The organism is Lunatibacter salilacus (assembly GCF_009797935.1).
In the GTDB taxonomy this organism is placed as follows: domain Bacteria; phylum Bacteroidota; class Bacteroidia; order Cytophagales; family Cyclobacteriaceae; genus Lunatibacter; species Lunatibacter salilacus.
In genome coordinates, this window is sequence record NZ_VOLC01000012.1 from 1 (window position 1) to 22,325 (window position 22,325).

The 22,325-nt window shown below is 40.4% G+C and carries 20 protein-coding genes; 7 read left to right on the forward strand and 13 right to left on the reverse strand.

Annotation, left to right across the window (positions count from 1 at the left end):
* Window positions 1-271, forward strand: a 271-nt coding sequence (locus FQ608_RS27525) for a hypothetical protein (protein ID WP_234364233.1), incomplete at its 5' end; no start/stop codon positions are given.
* Window positions 272-324: 53 nt separating this feature from the next.
* On the opposite strand, the gene FQ608_RS16170 is transcribed toward FQ608_RS27525, so the two are convergent.
* Both FQ608_RS16170 and FQ608_RS16175 read right to left on the reverse strand, forming a co-directional pair.
* Window positions 325-1,401 carry a serine hydrolase domain-containing protein gene (locus tag FQ608_RS16170; protein WP_234364234.1) on the reverse strand — a complete coding sequence of 359 codons (1,077 nt, stop codon included), beginning with the start codon at window positions 1,399-1,401 and terminating at the stop codon, window positions 325-327.
* A gap of 37 nt (window positions 1,402-1,438) precedes the next feature.
* The gene (locus FQ608_RS16175) at window positions 1,439-3,097 is read right to left on the reverse strand and encodes a M28 family metallopeptidase (RefSeq protein WP_158859287.1); all 1,659 of its coding nucleotides are present in this window, start codon (window positions 3,095-3,097) and stop codon (window positions 1,439-1,441) included.
* 308 nt (window positions 3,098-3,405) lie between these two features.
* On the opposite strand from FQ608_RS16175, the gene FQ608_RS16180 reads away from it, so the two are divergent.
* From FQ608_RS16180 to FQ608_RS16190, 3 genes are read left to right on the forward strand one after another with little or no spacing between them, the layout of a single operon-like run.
* Complete coding sequence (locus FQ608_RS16180) at window positions 3,406-4,389, forward strand: glycosyltransferase family 2 protein (protein ID WP_158859288.1); 984 nt, start codon at window positions 3,406-3,408, stop codon at window positions 4,387-4,389.
* 20 nt (window positions 4,390-4,409) lie between these two features.
* On the forward strand, window positions 4,410-6,227 hold the full coding sequence (locus FQ608_RS16185) for an ABC transporter ATP-binding protein (RefSeq protein WP_158859289.1): 1,818 nt from the start codon (window positions 4,410-4,412) through the stop codon (window positions 6,225-6,227).
* Window positions 6,224-7,168: a glycosyltransferase family 2 protein gene (locus FQ608_RS16190; protein WP_158859290.1), complete on the forward strand. Its 945-nt coding sequence runs from the start codon at window positions 6,224-6,226 to the stop codon at window positions 7,166-7,168. The genes FQ608_RS16185 and FQ608_RS16190 overlap by 4 nt, the downstream gene beginning before the upstream one ends.
* Here the strand turns inward: FQ608_RS16190 and FQ608_RS16195 are convergent.
* From FQ608_RS16195 to FQ608_RS16215, 5 genes are all read right to left on the reverse strand, one after another.
* Window positions 7,165-8,046, reverse strand: a complete 882-nt coding sequence (locus tag FQ608_RS16195; protein WP_158859291.1) for a glycosyltransferase — start codon at window positions 8,044-8,046, stop codon at window positions 7,165-7,167. The two genes, FQ608_RS16190 and FQ608_RS16195, sit on opposite strands and share 4 nt — an antisense overlap.
* Window positions 8,047-8,226: 180 nt before the next feature.
* Window positions 8,227-9,423 carry a glutamyl-tRNA reductase gene (hemA, locus tag FQ608_RS16200; RefSeq protein WP_158859292.1) on the reverse strand — a complete coding sequence of 399 codons (1,197 nt, stop codon included), beginning with the start codon at window positions 9,421-9,423 and terminating at the stop codon, window positions 8,227-8,229.
* A 330-nt stretch (window positions 9,424-9,753) separates the two neighbouring features.
* Entirely contained in the window at window positions 9,754-10,575 is an 822-nt protein-coding gene (locus FQ608_RS16205) for a glycosyltransferase family 92 protein (RefSeq protein WP_158859293.1), read from the reverse strand.
* Between the two features lie 315 nt (window positions 10,576-10,890).
* The gene (locus FQ608_RS16210) at window positions 10,891-11,961 is read right to left on the reverse strand and encodes a globin family protein (RefSeq protein WP_199856396.1); all 1,071 of its coding nucleotides are present in this window, start codon (window positions 11,959-11,961) and stop codon (window positions 10,891-10,893) included.
* A gap of 27 nt (window positions 11,962-11,988) precedes the next feature.
* Complete coding sequence (locus FQ608_RS16215) at window positions 11,989-12,417, reverse strand: heavy-metal-associated domain-containing protein (RefSeq protein WP_158859295.1); 429 nt, start codon at window positions 12,415-12,417, stop codon at window positions 11,989-11,991.
* Between the two features lie 206 nt (window positions 12,418-12,623).
* On the opposite strand from FQ608_RS16215, the gene FQ608_RS16220 reads away from it, so the two are divergent.
* Complete coding sequence (locus FQ608_RS16220; protein WP_158859296.1) at window positions 12,624-12,956, forward strand: hypothetical protein; 333 nt, start codon at window positions 12,624-12,626, stop codon at window positions 12,954-12,956.
* 1 nt (window position 12,957) lies between these two features.
* The gene (locus FQ608_RS16225) at window positions 12,958-13,320 is read left to right on the forward strand and encodes a hypothetical protein (protein WP_158859297.1); all 363 of its coding nucleotides are present in this window, start codon (window positions 12,958-12,960) and stop codon (window positions 13,318-13,320) included.
* Window positions 13,321-13,357: 37 nt separating this feature from the next.
* Here the strand turns inward: FQ608_RS16225 and FQ608_RS16230 are convergent, their stop codons facing one another.
* The 6 genes from FQ608_RS16230 to FQ608_RS27905 form a co-directional block, all read right to left on the reverse strand.
* Window positions 13,358-15,295, reverse strand: a complete 1,938-nt coding sequence (locus tag FQ608_RS16230) for a polysaccharide biosynthesis protein (protein WP_158859298.1) — start codon at window positions 15,293-15,295, stop codon at window positions 13,358-13,360.
* Window positions 15,296-15,653: 358 nt separating this feature from the next.
* The gene (locus FQ608_RS16235) at window positions 15,654-16,256 is read right to left on the reverse strand and encodes an acetyltransferase (protein WP_158859299.1); all 603 of its coding nucleotides are present in this window, start codon (window positions 16,254-16,256) and stop codon (window positions 15,654-15,656) included.
* 192 nt (window positions 16,257-16,448) lie between these two features.
* Window positions 16,449-17,669, reverse strand: coding sequence for a DegT/DnrJ/EryC1/StrS family aminotransferase (locus tag FQ608_RS16240; RefSeq protein ID WP_317168931.1), 1,221 nt, complete (start codon window positions 17,667-17,669; stop codon window positions 16,449-16,451).
* 537 nt (window positions 17,670-18,206) lie between these two features.
* Window positions 18,207-18,857: a peroxiredoxin gene (locus tag FQ608_RS16245; RefSeq protein ID WP_158859300.1), complete on the reverse strand. Its 651-nt coding sequence runs from the start codon at window positions 18,855-18,857 to the stop codon at window positions 18,207-18,209.
* A gap of 409 nt (window positions 18,858-19,266) precedes the next feature.
* Window positions 19,267-19,509, reverse strand: coding sequence for an MBL fold metallo-hydrolase (locus tag FQ608_RS27795; RefSeq protein WP_262885512.1), 243 nt, complete (start codon window positions 19,507-19,509; stop codon window positions 19,267-19,269).
* Between the two features lie 20 nt (window positions 19,510-19,529).
* Complete coding sequence (locus FQ608_RS27905; RefSeq protein ID WP_317168932.1) at window positions 19,530-19,799, reverse strand: MBL fold metallo-hydrolase; 270 nt, start codon at window positions 19,797-19,799, stop codon at window positions 19,530-19,532.
* A gap of 131 nt (window positions 19,800-19,930) precedes the next feature.
* On the opposite strand from FQ608_RS27905, the gene FQ608_RS16255 reads away from it, so the two are divergent.
* Window positions 19,931-22,324, forward strand: a complete 2,394-nt coding sequence (locus FQ608_RS16255; RefSeq protein ID WP_158859301.1) for a penicillin acylase family protein — start codon at window positions 19,931-19,933, stop codon at window positions 22,322-22,324.
* Window position 22,325: the final 1 nt, after the last annotated feature.

Sequence of the window (22,325 nt, forward strand, 5' to 3'; positions counted from 1 at the left end):
TGTTTTTATTGATGTCGAGATTATTCCGATCCAAAAAAATCCGCGTCATCCGTTTCATCCGCGTCATCGGTGTTCTATTTTACTTTGGAGCAAATGGAACACGGATTTGGCGGATTGTACGGATTTCTACGGATTGTTTTTATTGATGTCGAGATTATTCCGATCCAAAAAAATCCGCTTTATCCGTTTTATCCGAGTCATCCGTGTTCTATTCCACCTCCAAGAAGGATTGCCCGCTGGTTTGGCGGATTGTACGGATTGTTTTTATTGATGTCGAGATTATTCCGACACAAAAAATATACTTTATCCGTGTCCCTTTCTATGCTAATCCCCCTCATACAACTCAATCACCTTTTCGGCCCAAAGCGTCATACCTTCTTCGCGAACCTGGTTACGGTTGGTTAGGATGATAACACTTAATTTTCTGGCGGGAATCCGGTAAAACACATTTCGAAAACTGATAGTACTTCCGGTATGATAAACAACCTGCTCTCCATCAGGCATTTTCTTAAGGTACCACCCAAATCCGTAGTCAAATTCCTCCCCGTTTTTCAACCTGCCATACCCAAACAATAGATCTAGCGATTCCTGCGTCAATAACTTTGTGGTATATAACGATTGATCCCACTTATACAGATCTTCCACATTGGAATATATACCCCCGTCTCCAAGCACTGCGCTTGTAGGGCTTTGATCCCGCTCAATCCATTTGCCACCGATTGAATCATACCCATATGCCCGCTTTGGAACCCAATTGATATTTCGGACGTAGGCAATTGTACTATCCATTTTCAGTGGATCAAAAATCCGTTCCTTTAAAAAGGCAGGGAAGTCCATTCCTGAATACTTTTCCACCACCATAGCCAAAATCGCATAGGCGGTATTGCTGTATTTGTATTTTTCTCCAGGCGAAAAATATCCTTCGATTTGCTCTTTAGCTATATTCAGCACCCCAGCGTCCCTTATTTGATTGTTTACGCCAGTGTCGAGTACAAATTCCTCATAGTCCTTAATTCCGGAACTGTGATTCAGCAAATGGGTTAGGGTTATTTTTTCACCGTATTCCGGAAAATCATCAAATATCTCGGTAAGCGTCCATTCCAAATTGACTAAACCTTCTTCTTTTAGCAATAAAATTGCCGTGGCTGTAAATTGTTTGGTAACGGAAGCCAAGCGAAAGTTTGTGGAAGGAGTTACATCCAAGTCTCCTTCTATGCGTGCCTTCCCAAATCCTTTCGAATAAACCAGATGACCATCTTTGATAATTCCCAACGCAGCACCGGGTTGATTTCCTTTGTAGTTGTCAAATAACCGGTTGACGGAATCCATAGGGCCAGTAGGGGAGCAGCTCAACGCCAAAAATAAAACCGGTAGAATCGCCGAAGCATACGTTTTGTTCATAAAATAGTGGTTAAGAATATAGTCTTTCCAATTTCGTTTATTTCTTATCTGCCCGCAGTGCTTTAAATTCCGAACCGTCTTTCCATCCCGGCCATTTCTCAGAATTCGCCAGGCGTTTGCCAATTCCATATAAAATTGTAATGTCAGCCACCGCTCCATCCAGGTTCCATCTAGCTGCGTCATAGGCATCCGATGGCTTATGGTAGTACTGGGAAACATAATTTTCCTGCAATTTTTTGCCATGTTCTTTCCCCAATTCCCAATGGTCTATACCTGTGTTTGTATACAATGCAGGAATACCAACTTTTGCAAAGTTAAAATGGTCGGAACGAAAGTAGTAACCCGCGCCAGGATTGGGCTCAGAGGAAATATATCTGCCTACTTTTTCCAACTCTTCCGCAGCCCAGTCCTCCAACTCGGATTGGCCCATGCCCACCAAGACCAAATCCTTCATCTCTCCATAGGGATTGATCCCGTCCATGTTGACGTTGGCCACTGTGTTGGTTATGGGGTAGATTGGATTTTCCGCATAATAAGCGGAACCCCATAGGCCCTGTTCCTCTGCAGTGACAAAAAGAAAAATAACGGTTCTCTCCGGAGCCTTCGGCGCCTCCGCAAATGCCCTGGCAATTTCCAGCAAGGCGGCTGTTCCGCTGGCATTGTCCAGAGCACCGTTATAAATACTGTCTCCGGTTTCATCTGGAGTACCTACTCCCAGGTGATCCCAATGGGCAGTGTAGATGATATATTCTTCTGGTCGTTTGGTGCCGGAAATTTTTGCGATTACATTTTGCGATACATCGAATTTAGCGGATACCTCCATGCTTCCGGATGCCTGAATGCCTAATGGTATGGCTTCGAAGTCTGCTCTTCTGGCCTTTGTCAGTAATTCTCTTTCATTGATTCCCGCCTGTTGGAAAAGCCGGTTGGCGGTAGCCAAAGTAATCCATCCCTCAAATGCCATTTCATATTGCTCCTTGCCCCTGGGGTCCAAATAGAGTTTTGGGGAGTTCCAGCTATTTTGAAGCACATTAAACCCATAACCAGCGGGAATGGTATTGTGAACAACCAGACATCCCAATGCGCCCTGCCGGGTGGCTTCTTCAAACTTGTAGGTCCATCGACCATAGTAGGTCATGGTATTCCCTTTAAAAAAGCTTTCATCTTCCGTTCCAAATCCCGGATCATTGACAAGTACGACGACAATCTTTCCCTTTACATCTATATCCTTGTAATCATTCCAATCATATTCTGGAGCAACTATGCCAAATCCAGCAAACACCATCTCTACCTGCTCGAAGGCGATAGGAGAATCAGTTCTTCTTGTCCAAAACACGTAATCTTTTAGTCCTTCCAAATCGATTGTTGTCTGACCATCAGTAATGGTCAATTTGTCCGAAGCTGTGGTGGTAATTTCCACCATGGGTACCTTCTGCACATAGCCACCTTCATTACCAGGCTGTACTCCAAATCCAACTAACTGCTCTGTCAGATAGGCAACCGTTTTTTCTTCACCGGCAGTAAAAGGCATCCTTCCCATAAACTCGTCGGATGACAGAGTCTTAATGTGGGCTTCCAAGTTTGACTTGTTAATGATATTCTTTTGATCCAGCGATTTATTGCATGAAACAAAAAGAATTGGCATCATAATGGCTGCAAGAGTAAAATAAGAATTTAAACTATAGGGGGAAATCATAAGGGGTATTCGATTTTGTGGTTACTGAGAACTTCTAATTTAAATGTATTTATCGGGATTTACCTTCCCCTGCATATGATTTTCTCCAATTAATATCATAGCTTTTCCAGCGAAAGGCTATAAAAAAATCAGCAGGAGGGATAAAACAAATCAATTCTTAATTCATAAAATGAAACAATAATTTATAGAGACGTCTATATTTTTTACTTCGTTTTCAGTAAACCCGAAAAAACCCAGCTCACTTGTAGCATTTTTGTCAATCCTTACGTCCTGAGGTAAGCCAACTTATTTGACTAACCCAATAAAACATGAAGAAGAGCCTTTCTGTCATCATTCCTAATTTTAATGGAAAATCCCTGCTTGAGGAATATTTGCCACATACTTATACAGCTCTTGAAAAAGCAGATGTGTTGTATGAAATTATTGTGGTCGATGATGCTTCCTCAGATGATTCTGTATCCTTTCTCGAACAAAATTATCCTGCCGTCAGAGTAATAAAAAACTCAAAGAACAGTGGATTCTCGTTTTCTTGTAATCAAGGATTGTTTGAAGCACGACATGAGCTGGTTTTTTTATTGAACTCCGATGTAAAACTCACGTTTGACTATTTTGAAAAGCAATGGAAGTATTTTGATAAGGAAGATACCTTTGGCGTAATGGGTAAGATTCTGGAAATGGATTCCAATAAAATAGAAGTTGCAGCCAGATCGCTCAAAAATGTGGGATTTAAGATAAAAACCAATAAACTTTTCTATCAAACTTGTAAAACTGAGCAAACCCCCACAGCTTTTCTTTCAGGAGCAAATGCACTTATCGACGCGGAAAAGATGAAAAAGCTTGGAGGGTTTGATGAGATCTTTTCTCCCTATTACAGTGAGGATTTAGATCTAGGGTTAAGGGCTTGGCGAGTCGGTTGGAAGAGTTATTACGATCATGAATCGACCTGTTTTCACCGGGGATCATTTACCACGAAAACCCAATGTAAAAAGATCCAGGTAAAGCAGATTTATTTCCGAAACCGCTTTATGGTACATGCCATCCACTTGGAAAGTCACCTTCTCCCATTCTGGTTTGCCCAGATTTTATTATTTGATGTGCTTCCAAAATTACTTATGGGGCAGTTTTGGTATCTTAAAAGTTACATGTCTTTTATCAATCAACTGGATGCCATCCACTCTTCCAAACAAAAACTTACTTCACTGATGAACGCCCAAAACAGTAGTAAGTCAATATTTGATATCCAAAGGCAGGTACAAAAGGACCTTTCTAAGAAAAAACTCATCTGGTTATAGTCCACAACCACTAAAACAGCATGCATACTTATTTTCGCTTATTGTCATTTGCCAAACCTATCGAAAAGTACGCAATTCCATACGTACTTATGACGCTTTTGGCAGTCATTTTTAATACCCTGAATCTAGCTCTGTTGGCTCCGTTATTGACCACTCTTTTCAAAGAAGAACAAGTTGCAGTGGCCTATCCGGACTCAGCATTCGATATTCTGGGGTTTTTTAATTATTACACTTATCACATTCATGAGGAATTTGGCGGCTTTAAAGCACTGCAGGTTGTCTGTTTGGTGATAGTTCTATCTGTCATATTCAGTAACCTGTTTCGTTATTTTTCACAGCGCGTGATGGAGAATTTGAGGATTCATACCCTACTTAATCTTCGGAGGCGTGTTTTTGACAATGTAATGGATCTTCAGGTGGAATACTTCAACAGTCAGCGGAAAGGGAACATAATTTCCAAGATTTCATCGGATGTTCAGGTAGTGCAATATAGTGTCACGAGTACCTTACAGGTGGCGTTTAAGGAACCCTTACAGTTGATAGCCTATCTATTTATCCTGTTTGCAATATCTGCCAAATTGACATTTTTTGCTGTTTTGGTCATTCCTATATCCGGGTTTGCCATATCCAAAATTGTTAAAAGATTAAAAGCGCAAGCTACTGAAGCCCAAGAAAGGTATGGGATGATGATCAGTTTGTTGGATGAAGCTCTTTCAGGTATTAAAATTATCAAAGCCTTCAACGCAACTGAACGTATCAAGGATAAATTTCATGATGAAAATGTAGAATACTCCAATTTGGGAAGAAAAATGGCCTACCGCCAACAACTTGCGTCTCCGGTATCTGAAACGCTGGGAGTTATGATGGTCGCTCTCATTGTATTGTATGGGGGCTCTTTGGTAATGACTAACGAATCCGCGCTTTCCGCAGCTGAGTTCATTACCTATATTGCTATTTTCTCTCAAGTGATGCGGCCCGCAAAAGCCTTGACGGAATCATTCAGTACCATTCATGCCGGTATTGCCGCCGGAGAAAGAGTATTGCAGTTGATCGATGAAAAACCTGCAATCACTGATGTGGAGAATGCTCAGATTCTAGAGGGCTTTCAGGAAGGTATTCAATTCAAGGAGGTAGGTTTCCACTATGGCGACAAAGCCATACTTAAAAATATAAATCTTCGGGTGCCTAAGGGTAAAACCGTTGCCTTGGTTGGTCCATCTGGTGGCGGAAAATCAACGTTGATTGATCTTATTCCCCGCTTTTTGGAGGCAACGGAAGGATCTATTCTTATAGATGGAGTGCCTTTGTCAAAAATAAATACTTTCTCCCTACGCTCACATATAGGGATTGTCAATCAGGAGTCAATACTTTTCAACGACAGTATTCGTAACAATATTGCCTTTGGAAATCCCGATGCCTCTTTAGAAAGTATAATGGATGCGGCCAAAATAGCCAATGCACACAACTTTATAATAAAGACTCCCAAAGGATACGATACCAATATGGGAGATAGGGGAGTCAAATTGTCTGGCGGACAAAAGCAACGGATTTGTATTGCCCGGGCAGTGTTGAAAAATCCATCTATCCTATTACTGGATGAGGCGACATCTGCGTTGGATACAGCCTCTGAAAAGCTGGTACAGGATGCCCTTTATAAACTAATGCAAAACCGGACCACACTGGTCATTGCTCACAGACTGTCTACCATTCAAAATGCGGATTGGATTGTTGTTTTGGATGAGGGCAGAATCGTGGAGGAAGGAACCCATGCGGAACTTTTGTTTAAGGAAGGGCTATATGCCCGATTAATTGATATGCAACAATTTACGGTGTCATGAACGAAAACTTGCCGCTGATATCCATCGCTCTCTGCACCTATAATGGGGAGAAATACCTTTGTGAACAACTTGGTACCCTTGTGGGACAGACCTATCCCAACTTGGAAATCATTATTGTTGATGATGCATCCACTGACCAAACTTGGGCTATTTTACACGAATTTGCGGAGTGTTATCCTTCTATTCGGTTGTTTAGAAACTTCACTAATCTGGGTTATCAAAAGAACTTTGAAAAAGCCCTTGGGCTCTGTAAAGGGGAGTATATTTTGATTTCGGACCAGGATGATATATGGGATAAAGATAAAGTAACCAAACTACAGCATGCGGTCGAAGACAATTTATTGATATATCATGACTCAGCATTCGTGGATGATTCAGGTAATGATCTTGGAATGAAGATGTCAGATCGACTGCATATGGTCGAAGGAAACGACCCCGTTCCATTTTTATTTTTCAATTGTGTGTCCGGCCATAGTATGATGTTTCGGAGAGACCTGCTTGAATTTGTCTTGCCATTTCCAGACATTGGAGTTTATGATCATTATATTGCGTTCGTCGCTAGTGGAAAAGGCAGAATAAAGTATATGCCGGAATCCTTGGTCGGTCACCGGCAGCATTCAGGGAATTCCACGGACATATTAGGCAGAAAGAAAGGAAAAAGCAAGCTAAAAGTGACACAGGAGAGAATGGAAAGGGAAAATAATTGGTTAAAAATATGCTCAGAAACAAAAGATCACCCTGCCAATAAATTTGCCAAGAAAATATATGAAAGTGGAAAAGACCGGACTCATAATTTTCTGAATTTTCGGTTTGGGTATTTAATATGGAAATACCAGAATAAATTGGCTTATATACCAAAAAATAGAAGTTTTAAAACGCTCTCCTTTGCTCTTCGACAAATTTGGGGTATTAAGGCAAAAACATTGGTAAAAAGAGCCTAAATAGTTTCTTTGGCAAAGTATGTTTTCCCCAGACTTATATACATCTTCAAATATGTCCAGATATTTAGCCTCATTAATTCTCCTTGGTGGAGGATTTTGAGACTATATTCCAGTGCGTCATTTCGCTTTAAAATTGGGAGCAAAAAACGATATGTTCTTTTTTCGCAAATTGTTTTCTCTTTTTTTGAGATTGGAGCTACGGACTTAGGTAGACTGTCGGCCCATTTTTCGTGGACCTGTAAAGAACTTTTTAACCAGTCTATATTCAGACTTCCTTCCGAAAAGTGTTCCGCAAGTATTTCGTAGGTCACACCAACCTTATAATGCTGGCCAATTGCCAGCGAAAGATCCAAGTCATATCCGTGAAAGCCAGTTAAAAGGGATTCATCAAAAGGGATCTCCTGAATGATTGATTTGGTGGTTGCAAGAAATACACCATCCACACAGGCTACCTCTGCTATTTTTTCTTTTTCAGTATTTTGATATTGGAGTGAAGGAGGCCGGTTGCCTTTGAAATGCTGAACCAAATTTACTTTTATAAAACGGTCTTGTAGCCCTTCCGCTCCCCAACCGGATGGGAGTTTAGGTTTATGGGCAGCACCTGCCAGTCCCAAAAGTCCCCAAGTTTGATCTTTAAAAGCATAAACCAGCGACTTTCCCCAACCCTGAGTATTAAATTGTACATCTTCGTGAACGAAGCAAACACATTCAAATTTTGCTTTTCTAGCTCCCTCATTATAAACAGCACAAATCCCACGTGGTTCGTGACGGTTATCGATTGCCAAAAATTCAAAGGGAACCCCGATTGTATCTTGTATATTTTGGAAAATACGCAGTTTATGGGATTCGTTAATGGTACAAATGATTACTGAAATCATAGTTAAAGTAGATATCGGCTTGGTTTGTTTCTAGACGGAAAAAACATGTGCCATGTCCTGAAAACATTGAAAAAAGAGTTTCCACCGGAAATACCGACAGATTTATCCTTGCTCAAAATATCCGCTACTTTCCATATCAAAAGAACTTTGGTATTCACCTGAAAATTAACTTCTAAAACGTCAAGAAGGGAGGTTCTTGATTGATAATACAGTTTCCCTAATCAACTTTTGAATGAGTAAAGAGTCGGGATTTGCATGTTTGATGGTGTAATCTTTATATTCCGTCCTATTATAATAAAAAGCAAGAAGCCTGCCATAGTCAATGTTATATAGCCGTTGTTTTAATTCCCTTACCCCTTTTAGTTTTTTATGGGATTCAGCCCAATTTTCAAAAGTATGCACGCAATCTTCTAAAATACGCATTACTGTTCCAATACTTTCCTGTTTTCTACTTTCTGATGCGCCCGTCACTTCTTTAATGTCATCCATGTCGAGGCGAATTACGCCTTCTAATCTGTCCACATTAGGGTCTACGGATCTGGGAAGAGAAATATCCATCAGCAGTTGAAAGAATCCCTCACGCTCTTTGTTTAGCATACTTGGTGTTATGACGTAATTGGGGACAGTCGCTGCCGAAAAAACAATATCAAAATCCACTAGTTTGTTCTCAAGTTCATCTAAACTATAAACTGTCCATTGGACTGGCCGGAATTGAAAAAATTCCCTTACTTTTTCTTTTGACCGATTAAAGACTGTGATGTTTGCAACACCCTTGGAAATTAAGTACTTACAAACTGACTGGCTCATTTCCCCAAAACCCACCACTGCAATTGCCGGATCGTTATACATTTCCATGTATTCTTTTGCCATGTCAATCGCTGCGTATGGAACTGAACTAATGCCTGTCTTGAAGTCTGTCTGGGTAGCAATTTTTTTATTTGCAGCGAACAGTAGTTGCATCACCCTGTGAGTAAAAGCACCTACAGTTTCGCATTGACAGGCAAATTTATAAGCTACTTTTACTTGGTTGAGAATCTGCGCATCACCTAAAATCTGGGATCTTAGTCCGCTGGTTACCTCCGCAATATAGGGTAGAGCATCTTCTATTCTCACCTGAAATATTTCCGAAGTAGCTGCCGCAAGTTGGTTTTTAGCTTTGGCAATTTGAGTCAAAACCTCGTCCATAGAAGATGGCTTCCCATATGTAAGAATTTCAGTTCGGTTGCAGGTTGAAAGAACCATCCATTCGCTGACATGGTTCAATGAGCGCATCTGATCATTAAAGCGTACAATATCCTCATTGGAAAAAGAGAAAGCTTCTCGTGTCTTTACATCCGATTGCTCCCAAGAAAGGCTGTATAGAATAAATTTTTGCATGGCTTTTATATGGTTTTTAAAAGATACGAGGAAAAGAGGCAGTATGGATTGGTAGAATAGGGGATAACTTCAAAAATAGTAAGGTGAAAAGGTTAGGAGGGTTTTTTTTAATTTCTATATATGCTAAATGAGCCGTGTTGTCCACTATCTTTTGCAATGAGCATATTATTGCAATTAAAAAAAGTATAGCATTTTCTTTAAAAAGATTTGATAAAGTGCCCTTGCGAATAGTATTGTGGAACTATTGTAACCGCCCTATAGCGCAAGTTGATAACTGCAAGATCCCTAAAAAACCGTTTAATTTGTATCCTCCCTAGCTTAACTAGTTTTCTATAACTTCGCTATTTCCAGAATGGTCCTGTCCTCAACTACGTTGGAATCCCGGTCATGGTCATGGAAATCCTCCAATTTTCTTAGGTCAAGTCTGTCCCCCCGGCCCCTTTGAATTTTTTCATGGTATTCTTCCAGAGATCGGCAGTAATAATGATTCAGTTGAATGGTGTCTACGCTTGGAGGTGAAACTGCACGTGGTATTTTTTGGAAGTTCTCACTGACACAATGAAAACCAATTTTATAATTAAAACAATGACTTATACGTGCAGATCGAACATACCTTGGCTGTACGATGCTTTTGATATGGACATTAGCGTTGAAGCTAACTTCCGATCGCATAGTGAAAGCTTCTAATTGGCTTTCATGCGGTTTGTTTTTATGCCCATTAGAACCGAAGATTAACCATGTCACTCCCAACCCTCCGTATGGCTCGAATTTCCGCATGAATTTTTTTAAATTCGAGTCGTCAGTTTTGGGGACAAGAAACTCATCCATATCAATAAATGCTATCCATCTGGATTTGTTCCCGAAATATCTTAAGCAATGATTATAAGCTTCAATATGCTTTTCTTTTCCCGGTATCTCAATTACAGTGGTAATAGAGCTATAATTTAGCGATTCAATGGTCTCCCTTACTGGTTTTTTACTTCCATTATCATAAAGATAAAAATGTTCTACCCCAATCTTTTGGTGATAATCAATCCATTCTTTCAAATATTCATTTTCGTCCTTGAGGTAACAGCAAATTGAAAAGTAGTTCTCTTCATTCGATTGACCCAATGTATAGAAAAAAGACAATAGTTTTTTTAATGACTGCATTCGAAAAATATTTGTTGTAGTACGGAGTAGTTTAATGGACGATAATAGGTTGATTTGAAAATAGTTAAAATGTAAAAATATTGCGGACCTAATAACTTTTACAAAGATAAATAATTTTATTTTGCAATAAAAGATGGACTTCCTAAACTTGACCGTAAAACTTGTTCATGAAGATTCTTAAGAATGTAGAGAAGCATTAAGGTCACAAACTTTGAACTAAGAACGAGGTAAATGATAAAAAGGGCGAAGTTACCAACTAAAAAAGGTCTTGGGAACATCCCAAGACCTTACATCACCACTAAACCAACACTACTATTATCCCTGAACTATGGCATTTTTCAACCCATCGCTTGTCAATATCGCTCCAAATTCTTCGATTATGGACATCGGTACTTCATTTTCCAAGGCCCCTTCTACCACCGCACCTATAAACAAATCATAATCGTCGGAAGAGATTCTCCCAGACATTCGACTGTTCACATCCGGATTATGGGCATCAACCATATTTAATCCATCATATGTGATGTTTTGAGAACCAATATTAGCAGCCAAAAAATCACTGAAATCTGACACCAACATCTCAAATCCCGACATATTTCCACTTCCAACTTCCGACAAAAGAACGGAGAAATAGGGTTGCAACTCATCATATTTACCCCCTTCATTTGTAGCAATAACCATTACTGTACTTGTCACAACGGCTCTAAGAGGAATATACCCTGCCTCAATTAACTCATTCTCGTCGGATGGATCAACGATAAGTCCCGAACCACCCAATCGCGTATACAAATCAAGCATTTCATCAGCTCCCCGTTGAACGATTGGTTCACGGATTGATTCTAACAGTTGTCCGACAGGCCCAATAATTTCAGCATCTGTAATACCAGAAGTAGCCGCACCGGCCACCACTGCCTGCACGAAAAGGTCATAATCTGAGTTGCTGATTAACCCATTCATACGGTTATTTTTTTCAGGATCATGCGCTTCAACCATATTCAACCCATCATATTCAAAGTTTTTTGCTCCCGTGGCTTCGGCTAGAAAGTCTGTAAAATCTCCAACCAGCATCGCAAATCCCGATGTTTCGCCTCTTCCTACTTCATTTAGTAACACGGAGAAATAAGGCTGCAAATTATCGTATGCTCCTCCCTCGTTTGTCGCAATTTCCAAAACTGTGTTGGTTACGACTGTTCTTAAGTTAAGGTACCCTTGCTCTATCATGGCACCGGAATTATTCGGATCGGCTACTCTCATTTCTCCTCCAAGTTTGGTCGCATAAAACGACTCATCAACAGGATCTGGCATAACGTCTATCGGATCGTCCTGACATGCGCCTAGTAAGGACCCCAACGCGAATACCCACAATAATCGATTTAATTTTTTCATGTTCATAAAGGTTTAAATTGTAACTAATTATAATTTGGCAAAAAGGTTTTCAAAGAAATTCCCAAGTTTAAATGTGACCGAGTTACGATCAATGGCCGGACAACTCATGGCAAGCTCATCAGCAGATGGTTGAAAAAGTGTTGCCTGTAGCTCGAATTTTTGATTTATTGATGAAATGATATCCCGTACATCAGCCGAATTCCGGTCATACAAGCAAATAGCGTGTCCTGCAGCTCTATTTATCCTGGCGTCTTTAACTCCATCATTTATTTGAATAAAGGACTTCAGCTCCAATGAAGAGAGTGAGTCCAATTCTTCATGAAGCAATATTTTACTCATGGCTAGAGATGGGGCCTTACTTTTCTTTGCGGCTGTGACCTGATAAATATGAACAGCCAAAATGCCTATAAGCAGCACCGCTATCCCCGCAACTCCTAGAATAATTTTCTTTATCATAATCAATTGGTTTTTATTTTATGACAACAGTTACGAGTTGGGGGTAACTTTTGGATTTAGCACAAAAAAAATTAATTGAAAATATTTATAACAACCTAGTGAAAGAAGCCAAATCGCTGCGGTTGGAATAATTTAAACTAAAAGGCTAACAACTTAGGTTTAACTAATTAATTAAAAATATGTTTTTCATCATAATATTGTATGCCATGAATCGAATTGTACCCGTTTGGACCTTTTTGTTCCTAGTCTCTGTGTTTGTTGGATGTGGAGGATCATTTTCCAAGAAGGATGAGGTTCTTAAGGAGATGGAATTTACATTAGCGGATTCTCTAACCTTTGACATGATGAAGACACTTCATCTGATCGACTTTCACAAGGAAAAGGAACTCTACCTGATGTCGGTACCAGGATTGGAAGGGACCAATTACATCATTGATAAAAATGGTGACATTATAGTGGAGAATTCGCTGGCAGATGGTCCAAATGGGTTTGGAATGGTGCTTCACCGGGGCGGATTTGTTGGGGAGGAGATAGTTTAAGTTGGCACCCGGAGCCGATTCCAATGTCAGAAGCGGGGAGAGAAACGTTCCAGAAAAACCGGCTGCGGAAGCTTTCAGCGGTAACTTATATAATATTTTGGGCAAAGGAAATTCCTTTTTATTAGCCCATAAATCTGGTGGAGATAAAAGTCTAGGATCGGAAGAAATGACAGAGGAAGCAAGAGAAAAATATAGGGAAACAATCAAAACCTATTATATTCCTATTCATGATGGTAGGGTAATCGGCCGACCATTAATTTGGGACAGGCCGGGTGATTTGGTATTGGGTGTCGGAGAAAACCGATTTATCCAGTATGCCCGGGACCAAGCTGACCTCCAGGAGGTTGAGAAGGAATACCAGTGATGCTATATTTATGAGTTAAGGGAAGTAAAATAATAACTTATTTTTCCTTTAATTCGTTATCTAAAATCTCAAAGCGGGAAGAATTGCTGATAAATTCCGGTACAAGTTTTTTGATACGTGCTACAAGATCCCATTCAGAGGAATTTTCAATGTTTTCCATACACACCTCGATTTCTGCATTGATTTCCGGATAGTAACCATTCGAAACATCTGCTATTTTGATTTTCTCATGGTGGGTTTCTTTTACAGTTTCTGTATTGTTAAGCAATTCCTCAATCATTTTTTCACCTTCCCTAAGTCCGGTATATTCGATAAAAATTTCCTCGTCCAGTTTTTTTCCGCTCAACTTGATCATTTTTTTAGCAAGGTCAAGAATCTTTACAGGTTTTCCCATGTCGAATACATATATTTCCCCGCCATTTCCCATCACGGCAGCTTCCAATACCAATTCGCAGGCTTCTGGAATGGTCATAAAATAACGGGTAATGTCCGGGTGGGTGACAGTAACTGGTCCTCCATATTTAATCTGTTCCTTAAATAGGGGAATTACAGATCCGTTAGATCCCAGCACATTTCCAAATCTGGTAGTAATAAATAAGGTATGGTTGGGATTTCCTACTTGCTTATCATGGTATTGATGGAGCGACTGAATATATTTTTCCGCTAACCGCTTGCTTGCCCCCATTACATTGGTTGGGTTTACAGCTTTATCGGTAGAAACAAAAACAAATTTGTTTGCCTCAAACGTTAAGGCTGCATCCGCCATGTTTTTAGTCCCCCATACATTACATTTTATAGCTTCTTTAGGGTATTTTTCCATCATTGGAACATGCTTATACGCCGCAGCGTGGAAAACATACTCGGGTTTATAAGATTCAAAAATGTTAAAGATAGTGTCTCTTTCTTTTACGTCGGCCAAAATTACTTCTGTCGCTACCCCGTAACCTAGTCGTTCAAGTTGGTTCTCGATATCGTATAATGCGGATTCCGACTTGTCTAAAAGCAACAATTTTGAAGGCTTTGCACGGGCTATCTGAATGGCAAGTTCACTTCCTATAGAACCGGCAGCTCCTGAAACCAGCACTACGCTGCCCTTCATTTCTTGAATAACCTTTTCATTTTTAAGTTTTATACTTTTTCTTCCCAATAGATCCTCAATATTCACTTCGCGAATTTCATCGGTCTTCAATTCTCCACTTACCCATTGATTAACAGGAGGAATTGTGAAAACATGAAGTTCCTTTTCAATACTTGCTTCTATTACCTCCTTTTTACGTTCTGGGCTTATGCTCAGAGTAGAAATGATAAGTTCAGTTGGATTCTTAAGCGCAATTATTGTCTCGAGCTCATCTAAAGACCCGAATACTTTTACACCTTCAATATACTTCCCTTTTTTGCTAGGGTCGTCATCTAAAAAGCCACAGTTGATATACTTAATCTGACTATCCTTTCTAATAGTCGTGTGAGTAAGCACCCCTGCCTGCCCAGCTCCAAAAATAATCACCCTTTTTTCTATTCTCTTTTTTTCGATATTGTTGACCCGGTAAAGTAAGTCCTTAACAATCAGTCTGTAAATAATTAACAGACCTAGAGAAATATAGGAGGCTATGATGATTACTGAAATAGGCATGATTTGGGACATTCCAAAAACTTTCCCACAAATAAGATTTGTAAAAAAGACCAATACCCCCAAAATTAGTGTACTTCTCAGGATTTTGATACCGTCTCTCATAGCGGTATACCTGACAATCCCCTCATATGTCTTCGTGAAATATATGACTAACACACCCAGAATAGAATATATTATACTCCCATTCCAAATTTGATTTTCATCTAGCAAACTGAAGTCAAAGTTTGACCTGACGAAAAAAGCGGCTATACCCGAAAAAACTAAAATCGTGGCGTCGATACAAAAAACCCCCCATTTTGGCAAGATTTTTATCTTATTTGCTAATCTACTGGCTATGGATACCATAAAAGTAAAATTTTAACGATTAATAAACTATAATTTTAGCATGTATAAAGTGTTAGACCAAACTCTATTAAGGGGTTTCACTAAGAGCTTTTACATGAATAAACGCTACTAACTTTAACACAAAGAAATCAAAAGCAAAAATCTAAATTAATGTAATCAGACCACGCCTCAAAATTAGTAAAAAAATTTAAGTTTAATAAGAATTTAGCATAATATATTTTATAAATACCGATGTTCCAATAATTATATTGAAAATATAAGAAAATTAAAATAAAATATAAAAATATTACTTTATATTAAAAATGTTTGTGTTTTTAATATAAAGTTCAAAAAAGTATATGTATAAAATATTTTTCACCTATTTGGATACTCTGACTGATTTCAATCCCCTATCAATCCAAGTTTCACCGTCTGCGATATCCGCATTAACGATACTTCCTGCCCCTATCCGGCACCAAGCACCCACTTTTACCCGCGGTAATATGATTGCGTTTGCGCCAACTAGCGTGCCTTCTCCAATGGATATCCCACCACATAATGTAGATTGCGGAGCAATGTGCACGAAATCGCCTACGTTGCAATCATGGTCGATAGAGGCTCCTGTGTTCACGATTACGTGTTTACCGAGGTTGGAGTTCACTTTTACAATAGCCCCTTCCATTACGACACATCCCTCATCCAGATTAGCCCGTTTACTGAAAATTGCTGATTCATGAATGATAGTGGCAAATCTTGCCCTTTCCTGGTAACATAACACCAGTCTTTTTCGAATCGCATTGTCTCCAATTGCAATAAAAAGTTGATGGTCAAATACAAAATTGGCAGGGACTTTTCCCAATACAGGGTATCCAAGTACCTCTTCAATCTCTGGGTCGTCATCAAATACCCCGTGAATTTTTTCATAAGAATCAATGATATCAATCACTACTCTCCCCTGATCAGACGCTCCGTATATATACATGCACCAAAAATTTTATATAATTTATCTCCAAAGTATTCAATATATTTTAAAGTTTACAACTTTTATCGAAAATTGTTTCAAGTCATTCCTAGGCCTTATGGTGAGTTATAGTGTTGATTTGGGGTGAATTGCAAAAAGCCAATTTTTAAATCGGTTTTAGTATACATATTCAGCAAACTTTGTGAGAAAAAATTATTTTGAATAAAATGTTTTTTTTATTCTGTCAATGATGAAATCGAGATCGGACTGCTCTAAATTGGAACCGCTCGGCAGACAAAGACCCTGGTCAAATAACTGAGCAGCTATCCCATTGCCATAAAACGGAAAATGTCTGAATACGGGTTGTAAATGCATAGGCTTCCATAATGGTCGGCTTTCAATATTCACTTCTGCCAATGACAACCTTAGATCTTCCCGGGTTATCCCCCCGGATAGGCTTGGATCTATCAGAATGGTTGTCAACCACCGGTTGCTGAAATATCCCTTCGGCTCTTGTAAGAAAGATATTCCCGGTATGTTTTCCAAAACTGTTCGGTACCTAGCATAGTTCTCCCTGCGTTGGCGCACCCTTTCCGGTAAAACCTCCATCTGCCCTCTACCTATGCCTGCACAAATATTGCTGATTCTATAATTGTATCCGATTTCTGTATGTTCATAATGAGGGGCATCCTCTCGGGCTTGGGTGGAAAGGTGTCTGGCTTTGTTAACAAAATTCTCTTGACTGCTCACTAGAGCACCACCACCGCTAGTGGTGATTATTTTATTGCCGTTGAACGAAAAGATACCTATATCGCCAAAAGTCCCGCAATTTTTCCCATTGAGAGAGGACCCCAAAGCTTCTGCCGCATCTTCGATGACAGGTATGTTGTACTTTGCTGCTATTTCGCATATTTCAGAATGCTTGGCAGGCATACCGTATAAGTCGACTACAATGATCGCTTTGGGAAGCGTTCCTGTAAACGGCAATTCTAGCGAAGGAAATGTTCTAGAAATCTCCCCATTTTGGCAAGAAAGGATTGCTTGTTCCATTGCTATTGGACACATATTCCATGTATCCTCTTCAGAATCAATGAAAATAGGAATGGCTCCAAGGTAGCGGATAGGATTTGCTGATGCGGAAAAGGTGAAAGATTGGCATAAAACAAAGTCTCCCGCACTTACTCCCAATAGAGAAAGGGCCAAATGGATGGCGCCCGTCCCGGAACTTAAGGCCGCGGCGTGACCGCAGTCCGTAAACCGTACGATGTCATCTTCAAACCCATTTACATTTGGGCCGAGCGGTGCTACCCAATTCGTGTCAAAAGCCTCTTTGACATAGCGTTCCTCCGTGCCACCCATATGGGGTGAGGAAAGCCAGATTTTTTTTCTTGTTACAGTTTGCTCTGAAGCAGGCATTTTGTTTGGAAGTTCCATTGTTATGCGTAAAAATCAGTTGATGACAGATAGGGATTGTTGGTCCCAATGGCAAAATTAAGGTTTTGAACCAGAATAATAGCAGGTAGCGTTCATCTTTTAGTTCAGAAACATATTCGTGTAGACCCAAAGCATTTTTCGCATGCCGAATATCTTTAACCCGGACTATGCATTAGGGTTCGTTACAGTCTGTCCCGACAAAGTCGGGATGCGAATAAAACGCAAGAAAATCAGTCACTTTGGAGAGTGAGGCATAGCCACCCCTACGGTGAACTCTAAAAGTGAAGCGTAGTGGCTGATTTTAAAGCGTTTTAAGTCCGCAGTAGAAATCCCAGTGCATATTCCGAATCTAAACTCCTACATCATATTGCACACGCTACAGCAAAGGTGTAAAAGCTTTCCAGTTGGTCCTAGTTGATTTTTGATTATTATCGTTGCATTCAGACTTGCCTATGAATAAAACAATAATGTCGACACGTTACATCCGGGGGAGGGGATAAATAAAAACAGGAAAGGTTATACACCTTTCCTGTTTTCTTATAAGTCTCTTTTTGCCAAATAGAAGTCTACCATTTCATAGTTACTCGCTTCACGTTCCTGCATTTCAGCTATGGTCTTTGGTGGAGATACTATGACTTTCTCACCCGGCCTCCAATCCAGCGGAAGGGAAACCTTATGCTCATCAGAGGTCTTTAAAGCGAGCAATACCCGTTTTATTTCGTCCATATTTCGTCCTACATTTAAAGGATAATACATGATTAGCCGTATTTTGCCTTTCGGATCTATAAAGAATACAGCCCTTACTGCTGCGGTCTCGCTTTCTCCAGGCTGTAGCATCCCATAAAGTTTGGAAACTTTCATATCGATATCCGCAATAATTGGAAATTCGAACAAAATCCCCGAATTCTTTTTGACATTATTTACCCATGCGATATGGGAATGAATGGAATCTATACTTAGCCCCACCAATTTGGTTTCCTGTTCGGCAAAAAATTCCTTTTCCAACGCAAAGCCACTCATCTCTGTCGTACATACCGGGGTGAAATCAGCGGGGTGGGAAAAGAGTATGGTCCACCTTCCTTTAATATACTCAGAAAATTGCATTGATCCGGTAGTGGTCATGGCCTTAAAATCTGGAGCCAGATCACCTATTCTAGGCATGGATGAAATTTCTTGTTCGTTAATCATAGCATGATATATTTAAAATTTTTAACTAAATATTTATAAGTCAAAGGTAATAATCACTCTGCTGTTTTAGGGGGACTTTTGTCACACAAGAAAGAGTTGAATCATTGATTTTCTCAATGAGTTATTTTAAAATTTTTCGATGTAATTAAAGAGTGGGAACGAAAAAAAAGTATAAAAAGGATTTTGTTTTATTTTTGTTGGATTCTAAATCAAATTACACAGCGGATGCCGTGATCGCTTAGTGAATGATCGGTTCAAAAATAGATCTTTACAAAAGCTGTTTCGCAGGAGGTGTTGAAATGAATTAATCCCCCCAAAAAAATTGGCAACTTTTAATGAATTGGCATTTTTTATCAATAGGGCTTGTTGGAAGAATTTTTACTGCAAAATAGGCTCAACAGCCTTTACCCTAATTTCCCACAAATAAATTCCTACCCAACACAGGTTCTACCAACACTCCCTGAACGGATTTTTCTTCCTTTGCCAAAATATCCCATGGTTCCATAATGGACTCATCAGATAGACCGAACGTGCCAAAATGCATGGGGATAAAATAACTTCCCTCCAAGTCATGAAACGCATCTATGGCATCCAACGGACTGATATGGACCTGGTGCATAAACCATTCCGGCTTATATGCACCAACGCCCATTAGGCAATAATCCGGAGAACCTAGAGTGTTTTTGATATCTGAAAAATGGGAACCTTTGCCGTGTCTCCCATAAAATAAATGGCTTTATCACCAAACTGTATATAAAAACCTCCCCAAAGGCTTTTGTTGTCGTCGTTAAGCCATCGCTTGGACCAATGACGACTTGGAACATAAGTAATCGTAATCCCACTGTCAATTGAGGTGTATTGTTGGTACCAGCCAGCTTCTTGTATAGTGTGCTCATCCGTCCAACCGTGAATGACATCATTTAAACCCAGCCCGGTCAGTATCTGTAAGGAAGGATTATTGTTAGCAAGGTTTGCGGACTTACGGTATGAATTTAATTTCTTTGTAAACCCATTATTTTTTTGATATTTGTATAGTTATTTTCTCCGGTAAATCATATTAACGCCACCCCTTTATGAAAAAAATTCTACTGGTAATAGGTATATTGGTGATTTTGATTTTGACCACCGTTCTCTGGGCATGGTGGAGATTCTCCCCAACTTATTCAGGGGAAGTAATCATTGCTGGCTTAAATTCAGAGACAGAGGTACTTTATGACAACTACGGAATCCCACATATCTATGCCAGCACCATGGCCGATGCGTACCTTACGCTTGGCTATGTCCATGCCCAAGAACGACTATTCCAAATGGATATGATGCGCCGCGTAGGTACGGGAACGCTGGCAGAGCTTTTAGGAGAAGATGTCGTGGATATTGACAGGTTTTTCCGAACCCTCGGCGTACCCGAACATGCCCATTGGAGTACGGAGGAATGGAATGAGGCTGGAAATTCTGATTGGAAAAGTGCTGTTGATGCCTATGTCCAAGGTGTAAATAAATTTATTCAGAAAGGTAAACTTCCGCTGGAGTATTCTCTTCTAGGCCATAAACCTCGGCCGTTCTCTGTGAATGATATGCATGGCATCGTTGGTTATATGTCATTTACCTTTGCCATGTCGCTGCGAACCGACCCCTTGGTGACTAAGATGGCCCGGCAGCTTGGCCCGGAATACCTGAAAGATCTTTCTATCCACACTTTGCCGGAACACCATATTATCCCCAACCACTATCCCCATCGAGATTCTAGTAAAGAAATAGACTTAGGAAATTCCCTTACGTCTTTGCTGGAAAAATTACCCGTACCGCTTTTGGAAGGAAGCAACGGATGGGTAGTAAGTCCGGAAAAGACGGCATCCGGTGCGGTTTTATTTTGTAACGATACCCATATCGGTTTTGCCCAGCCGTCTGTGTGGTTTGAAGCACATATGGAATATCCGGGGTTCAGCTTTTATGGCAATCACCTGGCGGGAATTCCCTTTGGGTTAGTTGGCCATTCTAGGCATCACAGCATAGGGCTGACCATGTTTGAAAACGACGACCAGGATTTTTATGAAGAAACTAGAAATCCGACAAACCCGCAAGAAATGGTTTACGGGGAAGAAACCCGTCCCATAGCTTTACGAACAGATACCATTCAAGTCAAGGGAAAGGATCCAGTTCTTCTTCAAATTGAATCCTCTATACACGGACCTTTTATGAATGGCGTAATTCCTGAGATGGCAGCGTTAACAGATAATCCCGTCTCTTCCTGGTGGGTGTATACGCAGGAACCTACGAAAGCTCTTGAGGCTCTTTGGAAAATGAACCATGCCGGAAATATAAAGGAGGTGGAAGCTGCGGTTCGGCTTATCCACGCCCCCGGTCTCAATGTGATGTATGGAGATAAGGCCGGAAACATTGCTTGGTGGGCAGCAGCAAAATTACCAATTCGGCCTTTACACATTAACAGCAAGATTTTCATAGACGGGTCGGATCCCGACAATGAATCCATTGGCTGGATTCCATTTGAGGAGAATCCCATGAGTATCAATCCTCCCTCCGGCTATGTGGCATCTGCCAATAATCAACCCGACACGCTCAGCAACGGTACTTTTTATCCGGGCTATTATTATCCGGGAGACCGTTGGAACCGGATTGCCAAAACTTTGGAATCCCGTGATGACTGGACGCAGGAATCCATCAAAACGTTGCAGCTTGAAGTGCTCAATGAAAACCACCCAAAAACTGCCCGGATCATGCTTGAAGAGGCTCAGCCAGGTGCGTTCGATGGTGTCGAGCCAATAAGGGATGCACTGTATAATTGGACAGGAGACCACGGGTTAAAGGAAATTGCCCCTACGCTATATTATAAATGGCTCTACTATACCCTCCATGGAATGATGGCCGACGAGCTGGGCGAGGCGGATTTTGATACCTACTTGGCAACCTTCCTCTATATTCGCAGTACACCGGGCATGATTAGAAATTCTGATTCACCCTGGTGGGATAATACCGAAACTAATGAGGTAGAAACAAGAAAGGAAATTATAAATCAGGCATTGGAAAAATCACTGAACGAACTAAAGGAACAATTTGGTACGGACATATCGCAATGGCAATGGGAAAAATCTGTCTCATTGGAGCACCCTCATCCTTTGGGTGCAAAAAAGCCGCTTGACCGAATCTTCAACGTCACAGTTGGTCCGGTTCCTGCCAACGAAGAATCTGTAAACAAGCTGCCATTTAAGTTGAACGGGTCCGGCAGGTATCAGGTGAGTAGCGGTCCTGCGATGCGAATCATTTTAGATTTTGCAAATGTTGATGCTTCTGAGTCAATTCTACCCACCGGTCAGAGCGGCAACCGCTTCAGCCCTTGGTACAAGGATCAGGCATCTCTTTATGCTAACGGCCAGTATAGACCTCAACTGATGGACCGTGCACAGATAGAAAAAGCAACGCAGGCTAGCAAGGTTTTTCGGAAGGAATAAA

What these genes read in the sequence shown, in the direction of transcription:
- FQ608_RS16190 (WP_158859290.1), top strand. Translation starts at nt 6,224, where the DNA reads ATGAACGAAAACTTGCCGCTGATATCCATCGCTCTCTGCACCTATAAT.
- FQ608_RS16175 (WP_158859287.1), bottom strand. Translation starts at nt 3,097, where the DNA reads ATGATTTCCCCCTATAGTTTAAATTCTTATTTTACTCTTGCAGCCATT.
- FQ608_RS16235 (WP_158859299.1), bottom strand. Translation starts at nt 16,256, where the DNA reads ATGTATATATACGGAGCGTCTGATCAGGGGAGAGTAGTGATTGATATC.
- FQ608_RS16205 (WP_158859293.1), bottom strand. Translation starts at nt 10,575, where the DNA reads ATGCAGTCATTAAAAAAACTATTGTCTTTTTTCTATACATTGGGTCAA.
- hemA (WP_158859292.1), bottom strand. Translation starts at nt 9,423, where the DNA reads ATGCAAAAATTTATTCTATACAGCCTTTCTTGGGAGCAATCGGATGTA.
- FQ608_RS16240 (WP_317168931.1), bottom strand. Translation starts at nt 17,669, where the DNA reads ATGGAACTTCCAAACAAAATGCCTGCTTCAGAGCAAACTGTAACAAGA.
- FQ608_RS16255 (WP_158859301.1), top strand. Translation starts at nt 19,931, where the DNA reads ATGAAAAAAATTCTACTGGTAATAGGTATATTGGTGATTTTGATTTTG.
- FQ608_RS16230 (WP_158859298.1), bottom strand. Translation starts at nt 15,295, where the DNA reads ATGGTATCCATAGCCAGTAGATTAGCAAATAAGATAAAAATCTTGCCA.
- FQ608_RS16170 (WP_234364234.1), bottom strand. Translation starts at nt 1,401, where the DNA reads ATGAACAAAACGTATGCTTCGGCGATTCTACCGGTTTTATTTTTGGCG.
- FQ608_RS16195 (WP_158859291.1), bottom strand. Translation starts at nt 8,046, where the DNA reads ATGATTTCAGTAATCATTTGTACCATTAACGAATCCCATAAACTGCGT.
- FQ608_RS16220 (WP_158859296.1), top strand. Translation starts at nt 12,624, where the DNA reads ATGAATCGAATTGTACCCGTTTGGACCTTTTTGTTCCTAGTCTCTGTG.
- FQ608_RS27795 (WP_262885512.1), bottom strand. Translation starts at nt 19,509, where the DNA reads ATGGGCGTTGGTGCATATAAGCCGGAATGGTTTATGCACCAGGTCCAT.
- FQ608_RS16185 (WP_158859289.1), top strand. Translation starts at nt 4,410, where the DNA reads ATGCATACTTATTTTCGCTTATTGTCATTTGCCAAACCTATCGAAAAG.
- FQ608_RS16245 (WP_158859300.1), bottom strand. Translation starts at nt 18,857, where the DNA reads ATGATTAACGAACAAGAAATTTCATCCATGCCTAGAATAGGTGATCTG.
- FQ608_RS16180 (WP_158859288.1), top strand. Translation starts at nt 3,406, where the DNA reads ATGAAGAAGAGCCTTTCTGTCATCATTCCTAATTTTAATGGAAAATCC.
- FQ608_RS16215 (WP_158859295.1), bottom strand. Translation starts at nt 12,417, where the DNA reads ATGATAAAGAAAATTATTCTAGGAGTTGCGGGGATAGCGGTGCTGCTT.
- FQ608_RS16210 (WP_199856396.1), bottom strand. Translation starts at nt 11,961, where the DNA reads ATGAAAAAATTAAATCGATTATTGTGGGTATTCGCGTTGGGGTCCTTA.